Below are 14,091 nucleotides of genomic sequence, written 5' to 3'. Positions count from 1 at the left end.
TTCTACATTCTAGCTTGTGGGCGATCTGCCAAAGCTTGTCCCCGTCCAATAGCAATTGCACGTAAAATTTCTTCGGCAGTTGCCGGAGCATTGAGTACGAGCGGTGCATTTTCTGGAATAGCCGCCTGTACTGCCTGACGAATTGCAGAGAAAACTGACAATGCCAACATAAATGGCGGTTCACCTACCGCTTTAGAGCGATAGATGGTGTCTGCCTGATTTTGATTATTAAACAGTTTGACGTTGAAAATATGAGGTATATCCACACTGGTCGGGATTTTATAAGTTGAAGGTGCATGGGTAAATAAACGGCCTGCGTGTGGACCCTGCGGCTGCCAATACAACTCTTCTGTCGTGAGCCACCCCATCCCTTGAACAAAACCGCCTTCAATTTGCCCAATATCAATTGCAGGATTAATTGACTGCCCAACGTCATGCAAAATGTCAGCACGTAATACTTTCATTTCCCCAGTTAAGGTATCTATTGCGACCTCACTAACCGCTGCACCATAGGCATAATAGAAAAATGGGCGCCCTAAATGGTTGACCTGATCATAGTGAATTTCTGGAGTTTTATAAAAACCACTGTCCCATAGTTGTACACGTGCCATATATGCTCGTTGAACCAAGTCAGGAAATGTCCATGAAAGACCATTCGCTGTTGAAACCATACTATCTTCAAACTGGACTTGTTCAGCTTCACTTTGACTTATTTCGGCTGCAAGTTTTGCCAGACGCTCACGAATTTTAATACAGGCATTTTGAACAGCTTTACCATTTAAATCTGCTCCACTCGATGCAGCAGTTGCCGAAGTATTTGGCACACGAGAAGTATCTGTTGCAATTAAACGAACGCTATCGATTGGTAAACCCAACTCATGTGCAGCAACCTGCCGTACTTTGGTATATAGCCCCTGTCCCATTTCTGTACCGCCATGAGTAATAGAGACAGTGCCATCCATGTACACATAGACCAGTGCACCTGCCTGATTGTAATGCACGGCGTTAAACGAAATACCAAACATTAATGGGGTTAACGCAATACCACGCTTAATGATGTCATTATTCTGATTAAAGGCATGGATGCTCTGTTTGCGTTTCGCGTAATCACTACTTTGCAATAGTTCGGCTACTAATTTTGGCGCAACATTATCACGAACTTCTGCCCCATAGTGCATACGGTCACGTCCGGCGCCGGGCTGCTCGGCAAAGAAATTGCGCTGACGAATTTCAACTGGATCACAACCTAAATAACGCGCAATGTCATCAATAATATTTTCAATGACAAACATGCCTTGCGGTCCACCAAAACCACGATATGCGGTATTGGAAACAGTATTGGTTTTACAACGCAAGTTACGTAGCTCAACTGCATTTAAATAATAGGCGTTGCCAATATGGCAAATCGCCCGTTCATTCACTGGCCCAGAAAGATCAGCCGAAAAACCACAGTTTGAAGCCAGTTGCACCTTTAAGCCTTGCAAAATACCAGTGTCATCAAAAGCCACTGACCATTCATAAGCAAAACCGTGACGTTTGCCTGTAGCACTCATGTCATCATCACGATCTAAGCGTAATTTACACGGACGGCCTGTTTTTTGCGCTGCCAAAGATGCAATACATGCCCACTGCGCCGACTGCGACTCTTTACCACCAAAACCACCACCCATACGACGGCTTTCCACACTCACCTGATGCATATTCATGCCTAGTGCATGACAAATTAGTAACTGCATTTCGGTTGGATGCTGTGTCGAGCAATAGACTTTTAAGCTCTGATTTTCTTGTGGAATCGCATAGGAAATTTGCCCTTCTAGATAAAAATGCTCTTGTCCACCAACCTGAATATTCCCTGAAAGATGATGTGTTGCATTTTCAAAAGCCTGTTCAACGTCACCGTGGCTAAATTCAACAGGCGGTAGCACCCACGATTCTTTTTTAATCGCATCTTGAATCGTTAAAATCGGAGTTTCGGGTACATACTCAATTTTTGCTAAGCGAACTGCCTGACGGGCTTGCTGATAAGTGTCAGCAACAACCACAAACAAGGCTTGTCCATAAAACTCAACCTGCTCTTCAGCAAAAATTGGGTCATCTTTAACAATGGGTCCCCAATTATTTTCAACTTCAATATCCTTTGCCGAAAAAACTGCATGGACACCATCGGCCTGACGTACTGCATCTAAATCAAACTTACTGATTTTACCTTTGGCACAACTTGAAAATCCGACTGCCAAATGCAACGTATTTTCAAGCTCGGGTAAATCATCAATATAAGTTGCCTGCCCCGTCACATGTAAATGCGCGCTCTCGTGTGGAATCGAATCACCTGCTTTAGCGGATTTTTTAGAAACCCTTAAGTCAATATTTTGATTCATGTCAGATCTCCACCATAGCAATCAAGTCATTTACTCGAGTGATTGTCCGAGACAGGACTTTTTCTATATAAAAACGCTGTAAACAGTTTTTTGCGACGTGTAAACGATATGCAGAGCTAGCACGTCCATCATCTAAAGGCTGATAGTCTTGCGACAATGCTTCTTGTGCCTGAACGATCAATTCTGCTGTAATTTGCTGGCCTTCCAATATGGCTTCTGCATATTTTGCACGTTTGGGAATAGCAGCCATGCCACCAAAAGCAATTTTCACATTGTGAGCGACACTATCCTTATCTAGATCTAGCTCACATGAAATAGCAGCGCATACTGCAGAAATATCTTGCTCAAATCGTTTGGCAATTTTATAGCTGGCAAATTTAAAACGCGTCTGCCCTTCACGAAGTGGAATAACAATCGCCTCAACAAACTCACCCAGTCGTAATGCTGTTTTTTGATAGTCTAAATAAAAGTCTTCCAAAGCAATTTCACGAGTCTGCTCACCAACGCGCAAAATCAATCGTGTACCTAGCGTAATTAATGCTGGCATTGAATCGCCAATCGGCGAACCATTGGTAATATTTCCACCCAGCGTTCCTGCATTTTTAATGGGCATGGAAGCAAAACGGCGCTGCAATTCTTGAAAGTCGGGATAAAAATCTGAAATTTTAATGAGTGCATCACTTAAACTTACATTTGCTCCAATTGTTAAAGCATGGTCTGTGACTACAATTTTTTTGAGCTCTTCAACCTGACCGATATAAAGCATATCACCCAAATCACGACCCTGTTTTGTGACCCACAAACCGACATCTGTGCTACCTGCAACAATCCGTGCTTGCGGTAACTGTGAACGTAAAGCAGCAAAATCTTGCAAAGTCTTGGGTGCAAAAAATTGCTGCTTTTGATCATTCAAATGCAATGCTGGTAATGCTCGTATCTCTTTTAATACATCAATTACTTTTTGACGCTTTAATGCCACACGTGGATAGTCATAAGCTTTTTGTGCTGCATCTAAAATAGGACGATAGCCTGTACAGCGACATAAGTTTCCAGAAAGATAATCACTGATTTTATCTTTGCTTGGGGGCTGTTGTTCATTTTCGTACATTGACCATAACGACATGATAAAACCGGGTGTACAAAAACCGCATTGTGAACCATGCATATCAACCATCGCCTGTTGTACCGGATGAAGCGTGCCATCTTGTGCAGGCAATAAGCTATGAAGGTCTTCTACTGTATATAAAGCCTTACCATCTAAAGTCGGTAAAAACTGAATACACGCATTCACGCTCCGCAATTGCAAGCTGTCATTGACCAACTCACCAATCACTACTGTGCATGCACCACAATCGCCCTCAGCACAGCCCTCTTTTGTACCAGTCTGTCTAGTTTTACCAGTTTGGGTATATTCTCGTAGAAACTGTAAAACCGTCATTGTGGGTAGAACATTTTCTACTTGCTGCTGACCGCCACGAAAAAAGAAGGTGATTGGACGTTCTGACATGTTTTATCCTTATGTTTTATAATAATGCTTTTGTGCAAATATGATGCCATGAAGCGATCATTTAGAACTTACCTATATTAAACGCACATTTCATATCCAACCACTTGACTATTAACGATAAAAAACATGAAATTTATTCATCTTTTACTAAGCTTGCGCAAAACCAAAATAAATATAGTGTGAGGATTTATGAACATCAGGGCATGTTTCTGATACAATGCCGAGCTTGTCTAATAGAGTAAATTTATACGTCTTATGTCAATGCAGCAATCGTACGCAAATATTCTGACTGCCGTCGGTGAAGATCTTAATCGTCCCGGCCTTAAAGATACGCCTGTGCGTGCGGCTAAAGCTTTTTCATATTTAACTTCTGGCTATAGTAAAACTTTAGAAGAAGTCACCAATAATGCTGTTTTCCCATCAGATAACCATGAAATGGTATTGGTGAAGAATATTGAATTTTATTCGCTCTGCGAACACCATCTCCTTCCATTCTATGGCCGTGTTCATGTTGCCTATTTACCAGAAGGCAAAGTGCTTGGCTTGTCTAAATTTGCACGTATTACCGAGATGTTTGCTCGTCGTTTGCAAATTCAGGAAAACTTAACTCAGCAAATCGCTGAAGCTGTTGCAGAAGTCACTGGCGCTCGTGGTGTTGCTGTAGTCATTGACTCTGCACATATGTGCATGATGATGCGTGGTGTAGGTAAACAGGAATCTACTACTCGTACAGTTTCATTTGTCGGAGATTTTAAAACCGATAAAGAAGCACGCCGTGAATTTTTAAGTGCTGTACCAGAAAGCTACTAATATAGTTTTACTGCAAAAAGCCCGACAATGTTGGGCTTTTTTTATAGCTGAACGCTATAAACCTTCAATCCAACTCTATAAAACATAACAATTAAATTAGATGATTTTTGTTATAAAAGTACGCATCTTTCTTTTTAAATGATTTATGAGCGAATCATGCGATTTAAAAAAATTTCTTACTTACTTTTACCTTCTCTTTTTATTTTTAATACCTCAATTTATGCGGGCAATACTTCTAAAGACCAAGAAATTAAACAATTGGTAGATCAAAATTTTAAACCCTTATTAGAAAAATATAATGTACCGGGTATGGCGGTAGGTATTATTCAAAACAATAAAAAATATGAAACGTATTATGGCCTACAATCCGTTCAAGATAAAAAAGCTGTAAATAGCAATACCATTTTTGAGCTAGGTTCTGTCAGTAAATTATTTACTGCAACGGCAGGTGCTTATGCAAAAAATACAGGAAAAATCTCTTTTGATGATACGCCGGGCAAATACTGGAAAGAGTTAAAAAACACCCCAATTGATCAGGTCAATTTACTTCAACTTGCCACCTATACAAGTGGTAACCTCACCTTGCAATTCCCAGATGAAGTACAAACAGATCAACAGGTTTTAACTTTTTTTAAAGATTGGAAACCTAAAAACCCAATCGGTGAATATAGACAATATTCAAACCCAAGTATTGGCCTATTTGGGGAAATAGTTGGTTTATCAATGAAACAGCCTTTTAGTCAGGTCTTGGAAAAAACGATTTTTCCGGACCTTGGCTTAAAACATAGCTATATCAATGTGCCTAAAACTCAGATGCAAAACTATGCATTTGGCTATAACCAAGAAAATCAGCCAATTCGAGTTAACCCTGGTCCACTCGATGCCCCAGCATACGGCGTCAAATCGACCCTACCCGACATGCTGAGCTTTATTCATGCCAACCTGAACCCACAGAAATATCCGGCAAATATTCAACGTGCAATTAATGAGACACATCAAGGTCGCTATCAAGTAAATAGCATGTATCAGGCACTCGGTTGGGAAGAGTTTGCTTATCCGGCAACGTTACAAACTTTATTAGACAGTAATTCAGAACAGATTGTGATGAAACCTAATAAAGTGACTGCTATTTCAAAAGAACCTTCAGTTAAGATGTACCACAAAACTGGTTCAACCAATGGTTTCGGAACCTATGTCGTATTTATACCTAAAGAAAATATTGGTTTAGTCATGTTAACCAATAAACGCATTCCAAATGAAGAACGCATTAAAGCAGCTTATGCTGTGCTAAATGCAATAAAGAAATAATTTTTCTCTAAAACAAAAAGAGAGAAATAGTCTTCATCTATTTCTCTCTTTTTTATGAATATATGATTTAAAAGAACCAAACATATCCAAGACTTGATTTCATCCAGTCCAGATGATTCTGTTTTTCATAATCCCAATTAAGCCGAATAGCATTATTGCTATTAATGACATATTGCCACTGTGTATTTAAACGTAAGTTCCATTGGTTTTTGTCTTCCCAATATGGCAACTCCACTTGCACCACTGAGTTAAACTTTTCAAACCACTGATTCATACACCCTAATGTCGGCCCTACTCCTACACGCCAACCTTTATCTAAATTTGAACCCGCTTGGACGTAAGTTTGTACCTGCCCATAGCAAATATGTTTGCGCTCATAATCTGCAAGACTGTAACCAACCTGAGCATTAAAACTCGCGACGCCATGCTGCTTTTCATCACTATAAACACCGTCATGAACCGCTTCCTGACGCCAACCTAAGTTAAATCCCCAAGTCAGCGGTGTTTTAAATGGTTGAATCGGGTTATAGGAGTTCACCTCTAACAGATCAAGATGCTCAAGTTTTAGATGATCGTTACGCCACTGCGCATTACCATTTAAAAATAATAATTGAGTACCGGCACGGTATCCGCCTTGAGGATCTATTAAGTCATGATAAGCCTGTCTATGACCTATCTCGATAAACTTGTCACCTTGCACTTCGCCCAGTTTTAGCGAAACATTACGTGCATTATGGCCTTGTGTTGGCTCGGTAGAAGGTCGTTTAGGTTCTTGGCGCTGTTTATCTAAATCAATCTGACTTCGTAGTGCTAAAAGCTGTCTAAGCTGTGGCTGGGCAAAGCTTTCTTCAACTTTGCGACCAATAAATTGTAGATATAAATCATCGTAAGCCATCTCAAGGATTTTGGCCTGATCTGATGGGCTAAATGATTTAAGTGTTTCTGTAGACTGTTGAATTGGCTTCATTGCTACTTGATGAGCAACTTTTGCTAAAGACGCACCATGTTGATGAGCTTGGGCCAATAATTGAGTTTCTAAAGCGGGTCGATAAACAGGAGCTTTGGTGAGTCCTTGCTGTTGCATCGCTTTAATGGTTTCCATTGGAATGGAAGCATAATTAAACTTTTCTTGTAGATGAGACTCAGGTTTAACTAAATCGACTAAGCCCAGTAACCGATAGGCACAGTTGTCACTTACAAAGTAATAAGGAAAGCTCACATGTTGCATTTCCCAAATATGGCTCACCAAAAAACGTGTTTCTTCAGGAGATAGATTTAACTCATATTCCCATAAATCACGGCTTTCAAAATCACCATACTCTTTTACCTTACGATAATAAGGCATAAGTGAATATTCACCCGGATACTGCCCTGTTAAGCCTTTCCAAGCATATGACCAGTTGTCATTGCCTGCGACAGTGGCCGCATAATTTACAGCGTAAGAAACGAGGTTTAACTGCTTTTGATCTTTAGGGTCTAAACGCAATAAGGTATGTCCAAACATTGAGCTTGGATTGCCCATAAAGTCAGTCGCATAAATTAAAGTCGCTTTATAAGGCTTAATCTGGCCAATCCAGTTTTCAAACTCTGAACATTTTACTTGCGGCAATTCATTTTCCTGAATGCCTAATTGCTTTATAAGCCACTGACTACGTGCCGGAAATTTACAACGTATTGACTGGTTGTCTGGGGCTGGTGTAAATAATGCAGCGATATCAGCTTTCTGTTCTTCTTTTAAATTATTTTTCCCATTTGCAGCAATAAAATAACCTGAATAACTTACTTCACTCTTCTGGTTTTTATTGGCATACATGAGCCGTTGCCATGTAATGTCTTGATCTAATTTTTTTTGTTCTGCAATAGACCAATAGTTTTGAATAGATGGATTTATTTCTGCTGAATACGCAATATTAACTGCCAATGAGGCAAAAATTAAAGCAACCGATTTCATTAAGCTCATCAATTTTTATCATTAAATATAAGAAAAACCCTGCCAAATGGCAGGGTTTTCAATTTCAAACTTATACGTAAGCTTTTAAAACTTCGTCTTTAGCCATTACGTTTTGTAATGATGCTAATACTTGAAGTGTGTTTTGGTTGTTTGTTGAATAGATTTCACCGAAGTTTGCTTTTGAAACTTTGAAGAAACGGTCTTTGTCTTGTGGTTTAATTTGCATTAACTCAGCAAGTACGTTCAGGCTTTCACCTTGGCCTACAGCCATATCACGCGCTAAAGCTTCTGCATTTTCATTTGTGAAGGTAACAACTTGAGCTGTTACTGTTCCGCCTTGACGGCAACCTAAAGTACCGAAAGTAATACCTAATAATTGGTTAGTAAAAATACCGTTTGTTGTTGCAGCAAGAATTTTAGGCACCACTCCTTTTTGGCCAGCCCATACTTGCGTACCCACACCACAACCTACATCGTTATCAGCCATAGTAACACTTGAACCAGCTGCTAACAAAGCAGCTAAAGCTAATTTTTTTAACATAGATGTATATCTCCAAAATCATTATTGATTGTTTCTTATGTATTGTTATGTGTAACTATTGTTACACCCTTCAAAGATAGCGATATGCTTGTCATTTAGCAATTAAAAATTAAATAATATGATAAAAAGTAAAAAGGAAATTTTTATTTTAAATTCCAATTACCTTGATTATCTCGATGACCTAATATTTTAAGAACTAATACTAAACTTAGTAGTAATAATAAATACCATGAACCAAGTTTACCCCATCCCACCATATGCCAAGCATTGATCTGACTTGGATAAACCCAAATTTTATAAAATGTACTAATATTTTCAGCAACCCAAATTATGAATGCGAGTGTCACCAACACAGGGAGCATTGGAGTTTTAAACTTACGTTCATTTATTTGAAAATAAAGTGTAGTTTTCCAGAAAATATAAACACTAAAAGCAAATAAAATATAGCGAATATCTGGTATAAAAAATTTACTCATAAAATTAATATATGAGAAAAATGCGAGAAAAAGCATACTTCCAAAACTTGGAAGTTTTTCAAAAGAAACTTGAAATAAACGGATTGAGCGAGCAAAAAAGCTACCTACAGCCGAGTACATAAAGCCTGCAAATAAAGGCACAGTAATAATTTTAAACACAGCAGGCTGCGGATATTGCCATGAAGCAATGCCAGGGTGTGTCAAAAAGATTTCCATGACCATTGCCATGATATGAAATAAAGCAATGACCTTGGCTTCTTGCCAAGACTCAAGCTTTAAATACAACAGGCAAATCTGAATAATGAGCGCATAGATGAGTAAATAATCATAACGATAAAAACCCATATATTCATGGCTTCCCATCGGCGCGGTTAAAGCAAAAGCAATTAAAAGCAAAATACCAAACAAGGCTGCCGAAACAGCCTTGCCAATAAATTGAAAGGTTAAAGAGAGATATTGCACAAAAAACTATCCTAGATATTTAGCACTATACTCATGTACTGTATCTACAAAGATTTTTGGCTGGGCTGGATCTACCCATTGGGTAATGCCATGGCCTAAGTTTGCAACATAGCCTGTCTTCTCACCATTTGCATAAGCATCATCTAGCATGGCTTTCACTGCTTTTTCAATTGAAGCCGCTGAACCATATAAAACAGCCGGATCAAGGTTTCCTTGTAAAGCAACACGGCCTGCTACAGTTGTACGAGCTGTATTTAATGGTGTGGTCCAGTCTAAACCTAATGCATCTGCACCTGTTGTAATCATTGGCTCTAGCCACTGACCACCACCTTTAGTGAATACGATGACAGGAATACGGCGTCCATCTTTTTCACGTTGCAGACCTGCAATAATCTTTTTCATATAGTTCAGTGAGAATTCTACATATTCTCGATGTGCTAAAGCCCCACCCCAACTATCAAAGATTTGAATGGCCTGAGCGCCTGCATCAATTTGCGCATTTAGATAATCAATGACTGAATCTGCTAAATGATCAAGCAACGCATGCAAAACTTCCGGCTGGGCATACATCATTTGCTTGGTAAAACGGAACTCTTTGCTTGAACCACCTTCAACCATATAAGTCGCCAGTGTCCAAGGGCTACCCGAAAAACCAATGAGTGGAACTTGTCCACCTAAAGCAGAGCGAATTGTGCTTACTGCGTTCATGACATAATCAAGATCAGATTTAGCATTTAACTTAGGTAAGTTTGCTACATCTTGTTCAGTACGAACCGTTTTATGAAACTTAGGGCCTTCGCCTGTTTCAAAATAAAGGCCTAGTCCTAACGCATCTGGAATCGTTAAAATATCTGAAAATAAAATTGCTGCGTCTAAATCGTAGCGACGCAAAGGTTGTAAAGTTACTTCACAAGCAAACTCTGTATTTTTGCATAAAGATAGAAAGTCACCAGCTTTTGAGCGTGTTTCCCGATATTCAGGCAAATAACGTCCTGCTTGGCGCATCATCCATATTGGAGTGGTATCTACAGGCTCACGTAATAAAGCACGTAAGAAACGATCATTTTTAAGTGTCGTCATTGCCGATCTCTATCTTTTTCATGTGGCAGCATCATATCAAAAAGGTGAATGTTTTTATAATTTCAATTTCATACAAAAAACTTGTCAATCTACTAAAAAATGCATATTTACACAAAAGTCTACTGCAAGAAGCTCGGTTTTCTGCAATACTTGCAACATGTTACATCGGGTTTATTGATCTTCCTTTAATGATTAAATTCACCAATACTTAAATACGCATACATTGCGTTATCGGTGATTTTATAAACTTTAGGATCAGTCTCCTTACCCTATTGCTTATATGAAAATTCTTAAGGTTGAATTACATGTTTGTTCGCTCATTACTCGCTATGAGTTTAAGTTGTATTATTGCTAATGTTGCTTTGGCTGCGTCAACAACTGAGCAACCAGTCACTCCTAAAAAAGTATCTGCTCCTGTAGAAGATCCGATTGATCCACTTGCTGTAGATGCTGCTTCAACTGTTAAAGCCCAAACTCAAGCTCAAGCCCAGACACAGATTACAGCTCAAGAACAAAATGACTTAAATCGAGCGTCTACAACATTACAAAATTTACAAAAAGCTGAAGATCCAAATGCCGATTCAGGTATTGCTGCTTCAGAACCAACAGCGCCAGCTAAAACAACAACAGCATCTAAGACTGCTACTTCTGCTCCAGCCGTTTCATGGACATTAGATGGCTTAAACAATGCTGAGTGGTACGAAAATATTGGTAAAGGTCAATTACCAGTTTATGCACGTGCCCATGTCATGCTAAACAATGCGCATGCTTCACCGGGTGCAATTGATGGCATGAGCGGTAAAAACACGCTTAAAGCAATTGCATCTTTCCAGCAAATGAATGGTTTATCACCTACTGGTGAACTTACTAAAGAAACTTGGGATGCGCTTGTTGCAAAACAAACAAAACCAGCATTTATTGAATACACCATTACTGATGCAGACCTCAAAGGTCCGTATGCTGAGTCAATTCCTTCTGACTATGCATTACAAGCCAAAATGAAAGGTTTGTATTACACTCGCGTGAGTGAAATGTTGGGCGAGAAGTTCCATATTGATGAAGGTTTCTTAAAGAAACTAAACCCGAAAGCAACCTTCAAAAAAGTTGGTGAGAAAATTATTGTTCCTAACGTACGCAATGACTTACCAGAAGACATTCATTTAATTATTGCGCATAAAGGTGCTAAACAGTTGTATCTGTTTAATAGCCGCAATCAAATGATTGCCTCATTTCCTGCAACAATTGGCAGTACTGATACGCCATCTCCGACCGGTACTTATAAGGTAGTTGGTGTTGCGCGTAACCCTTGGTATAGCTATTCACCTTCGAACTTCGTACAAGGTAAAAACTTAAAACCACTTTCTTTACCACCAGGCCCTAACGCTCCTGTAGGTAACATCTGGATTGGTTTAAGTAAAAAATCATTCGGTATTCACGGTACACCAAACCCGTCTTTAATTTCTAAAACTGCATCACACGGTTGTATCCGTTTAACTAACTGGGATGCTAACGATTTAGGTAATAAAGTACGTTCTGGCGTTACTGTTAAATTCTTAGAATAATCTTTAAAAAAAAGAAAGCCTGCTTTATGCAGGCTTTCTTTATATCTAAAATTTAAAACGAATATTTATAGACATTTCATCATATTAAAAACGCAACAATATGTTGCATCTACTCTATTTTTAGCTTGTTTCTACAGGTTTAACATAGTCCTCAAGAGATCAATAATAATTTGAGGAGATCAAATCATGAATGCTTTTTTGCATCGTAGTGAAGATCGTGGTCATGTTAAAGCGGGTTGGTTAGAGTCTTATCATAGCTTTTCATTTGGTAACTGGTATAACCCGAAATATATGGGTGTTAGTGCATTACGCGTGATTAATGACGACCGAATTGATGCCCATAACGGTTTCGGCACGCACTCTCATGACAACATGGAAATTTTAACCTGTGTGCTCGATGGTGCAATTTCACATCGTGATACGATGGGAAATGAAGGTCAAATTAAGGCTGGTGAATGGCAACTCATGAGCGCTGGTACAGGTGTGGCGCACAGTGAAATCAATAACACTGATACACCCGTACATCTATTACAAATCTGGATTATTCCAGACGTAAAAGAAGCCGAGCCAAATTACCAACAAATTAGTTTGGACCCACGTAAAGATCCAAATAAATGGCATTTAATTGCAGGTCCCGATGCAAATGCCCCAATGCACATCCGCCAAAACGCAGAGGTCAAATCTGCTGTATTGGAAAAAGGAAATGAACTTCCTGTTGAAACATCAAAACGCGTAAATTACGTTCATGTCATTTCAGGTGTAATTCGTATTGGTGATCAAGAAGTTAAAGCGGGTGATGCTTTAGTGTTTGAAGATAACGCCGTGATTCATGCACTTGAAGACAGCCAATTCATTTGGTTTGATTTACCTTAAATAGCTAAAAGCCCTTTTATATGAAAGGGCTTTTTTTAATCGCTTCCTCCGCCCCCATCGCAACTCCCTGAGTCTGAAGACGATGAACAATCATTTGAATAATTAGAGCTATGATGATGACTAGAACTATTATCGTGTAAATGATGTGTTGAAGATGAATAATCATGATCACTCGATGGTGAATAACTTTTTAAATTTCTGAGTAGCGCGATTAAACAGATCAGTCCAATACTCGAAAAAATGGCTATAAATATAATAATAAATAACTTCAAATAACGACCTCCTTGATTAGGCTATAGAGATACTTGTTGTGTCCCTATCCATTTATTTAAATGAGCTATGTTGAATAAACAAGTTGTTTTTTGATAGATAAGATCAATCTATTAAGTTTCTTTTACATACAAATAGGCACTGGCTCTTGATATACCTAAATGTTGTGCCACTGTCTCGACAGCCTTTTTAATATCTAACAAACCGTTATTTTTTAACTCATGTACTAATTGTTTACGCTCATTGAGTTTTAACATACGCGGTGTCGTAGCATGCTTTGAGGCAAATTGGTCAATATATCTTCGAATTGCCTCTGTACCATTCGGTTCTAAATTTTCAATAATGTTGTCAGTTTCAATTTTAGTAAACTGCTCTAAAGCGCTTTGCATCCCCCTAAATAGGGTTAAATCAATATTCATACATAAAGCGGCTACATACTGGCCTTCTTCATCTTTAATCCCAATAGACGTACTTTTGGCGGGCCGACCATCAGCAAACTGGTTTGCATAGTTTGAAATGAGGTTTGGAAACTCTGGAGACATGATTCTAGCCAACCCTAACTCGGTTGCCGGATCTCCAATTTTTCGACCAGATAAATTGTTATGTATAGAGAGTATGGCATGCTCAGGATTTGTTAAGTCATGGACAACGACCTCACAAAAAGGAAATAGCGTTTCACTTAACCCCTTCGCAATGGTATCTAGTTGAGTTAGCAAATGTTTATCACGATTTCCCAAGGTATTTCCTCCAAATGACTTACTTACTATTTCAAACTTTAGAATGAAGCATGTAATAGTAATTTAGACTTTTTATCTAATTTTAAAATTAATGTAAATCAAAATCTTATATCTGATTGTTATCACATTAGAAAAT

Annotated in this window: 12 protein-coding genes; 4 read left to right on the top strand and 8 right to left on the bottom strand. The window is 38.8% G+C overall.

Translation table 11 applies throughout. The features are described 5' to 3' along the window. Positions 1–2 precede the first annotated feature (2 nt). Both xdhB and xdhA read right to left on the bottom strand, forming a co-directional pair. Positions 3–2,378 carry a xanthine dehydrogenase molybdopterin binding subunit gene (xdhB, locus tag J576_RS01395; RefSeq protein WP_002052689.1) on the bottom strand — a complete coding sequence of 792 codons (2,376 nt, stop codon included), beginning with the start codon at positions 2,376–2,378 and terminating at the stop codon, positions 3–5. A gap of 1 nt (position 2,379) precedes the next feature. Then, on the bottom strand, positions 2,380–3,885 hold the full coding sequence (gene xdhA, locus J576_RS01390; RefSeq protein WP_002052981.1) for a xanthine dehydrogenase small subunit: 1,506 nt from the start codon (positions 3,883–3,885) through the stop codon (positions 2,380–2,382). Between the two features lie 261 nt (positions 3,886–4,146). Between xdhA and folE the strand changes: the two genes are divergently transcribed. Next, positions 4,147–4,695, top strand: coding sequence for a GTP cyclohydrolase I FolE (folE, locus tag J576_RS01385; RefSeq protein ID WP_001187844.1), 549 nt, complete (start codon positions 4,147–4,149; stop codon positions 4,693–4,695). 156 nt (positions 4,696–4,851) lie between these two features. After that, entirely contained in the window at positions 4,852–6,003 is a 1,152-nt protein-coding gene (locus J576_RS01380) for an extended-spectrum class C beta-lactamase ADC-334 (protein WP_002052571.1), read from the top strand. A 67-nt stretch (positions 6,004–6,070) separates the two neighbouring features. On the opposite strand, the gene J576_RS01375 is transcribed toward J576_RS01380, so the two are convergent. From J576_RS01375 to hemE, 4 genes are all read right to left on the bottom strand, one after another. Then, entirely contained in the window at positions 6,071–7,954 is a 1,884-nt protein-coding gene (locus J576_RS01375) for an Lnb N-terminal periplasmic domain-containing protein (protein ID WP_457758490.1), read from the bottom strand. Positions 7,955–8,024: 70 nt separating this feature from the next. Beyond that, positions 8,025–8,495, bottom strand: coding sequence for a DUF3015 family protein (locus tag J576_RS01370; protein WP_002052590.1), 471 nt, complete (start codon positions 8,493–8,495; stop codon positions 8,025–8,027). 143 nt (positions 8,496–8,638) lie between these two features. Beyond that, on the bottom strand, positions 8,639–9,433 hold the full coding sequence (locus J576_RS01365; RefSeq protein ID WP_002052947.1) for a DUF817 family protein: 795 nt from the start codon (positions 9,431–9,433) through the stop codon (positions 8,639–8,641). Positions 9,434–9,439: 6 nt separating this feature from the next. Continuing rightward, on the bottom strand, positions 9,440–10,513 hold the full coding sequence (gene hemE / locus J576_RS01360; protein WP_002052969.1) for a uroporphyrinogen decarboxylase: 1,074 nt from the start codon (positions 10,511–10,513) through the stop codon (positions 9,440–9,442). A 305-nt stretch (positions 10,514–10,818) separates the two neighbouring features. Here hemE and J576_RS01355 point away from each other — a divergent pair, with 305 nt between their 5' ends. Together J576_RS01355 and J576_RS01350 are read left to right on the top strand one after the other, a co-directional pair. Then, positions 10,819–12,075 (top strand): L,D-transpeptidase family protein, encoded by a 1,257-nt coding sequence (locus tag J576_RS01355; RefSeq protein WP_002052477.1) that lies wholly within the window; start codon positions 10,819–10,821, stop codon positions 12,073–12,075. 186 nt (positions 12,076–12,261) lie between these two features. Next, on the top strand, positions 12,262–12,948 hold the full coding sequence (locus J576_RS01350; RefSeq protein ID WP_002052612.1) for a pirin family protein: 687 nt from the start codon (positions 12,262–12,264) through the stop codon (positions 12,946–12,948). A gap of 35 nt (positions 12,949–12,983) precedes the next feature. Here the strand turns inward: J576_RS01350 and J576_RS20575 are convergent, their stop codons facing one another. Next, complete coding sequence (locus tag J576_RS20575; RefSeq protein WP_079377406.1) at positions 12,984–13,220, bottom strand: hypothetical protein; 237 nt, start codon at positions 13,218–13,220, stop codon at positions 12,984–12,986. Positions 13,221–13,331: 111 nt separating this feature from the next. Beyond that, on the bottom strand, positions 13,332–13,955 hold the full coding sequence (locus tag J576_RS01345; RefSeq protein WP_002052706.1) for a helix-turn-helix transcriptional regulator: 624 nt from the start codon (positions 13,953–13,955) through the stop codon (positions 13,332–13,334). Positions 13,956–14,091: the final 136 nt, after the last annotated feature.

Origin of the sequence: Acinetobacter sp. 766875, from assembly GCF_000582055.1 — a bacterium.
Lineage (GTDB): Bacteria > Pseudomonadota > Gammaproteobacteria > Pseudomonadales > Moraxellaceae > Acinetobacter > Acinetobacter nosocomialis.
This window is presented reverse-complemented; position numbering and strand designations above follow the sequence as displayed.

Bases quoted from the DNA above. Each gene is read 5' to 3' on its own strand.
- xdhB (WP_002052689.1), bottom strand. From the start codon at position 2,378: ATGAATCAAAATATTGACTTAAGGGTTTCTAAAAAATCCGCTAAAGCA.
- xdhA (WP_002052981.1), bottom strand. From the start codon at position 3,885: ATGTCAGAACGTCCAATCACCTTCTTTTTTCGTGGCGGTCAGCAGCAA.
- folE (WP_001187844.1), top strand. From the start codon at position 4,147: ATGCAGCAATCGTACGCAAATATTCTGACTGCCGTCGGTGAAGATCTT.
- J576_RS01380 (WP_002052571.1), top strand. From the start codon at position 4,852: ATGCGATTTAAAAAAATTTCTTACTTACTTTTACCTTCTCTTTTTATT.
- J576_RS01375 (WP_457758490.1), bottom strand. From the start codon at position 7,954: ATGAAATCGGTTGCTTTAATTTTTGCCTCATTGGCAGTTAATATTGCG.
- J576_RS01370 (WP_002052590.1), bottom strand. From the start codon at position 8,495: ATGTTAAAAAAATTAGCTTTAGCTGCTTTGTTAGCAGCTGGTTCAAGT.
- hemE (WP_002052969.1), bottom strand. From the start codon at position 10,513: ATGACGACACTTAAAAATGATCGTTTCTTACGTGCTTTATTACGTGAG.
- J576_RS01355 (WP_002052477.1), top strand. From the start codon at position 10,819: ATGTTTGTTCGCTCATTACTCGCTATGAGTTTAAGTTGTATTATTGCT.
- J576_RS01350 (WP_002052612.1), top strand. From the start codon at position 12,262: ATGAATGCTTTTTTGCATCGTAGTGAAGATCGTGGTCATGTTAAAGCG.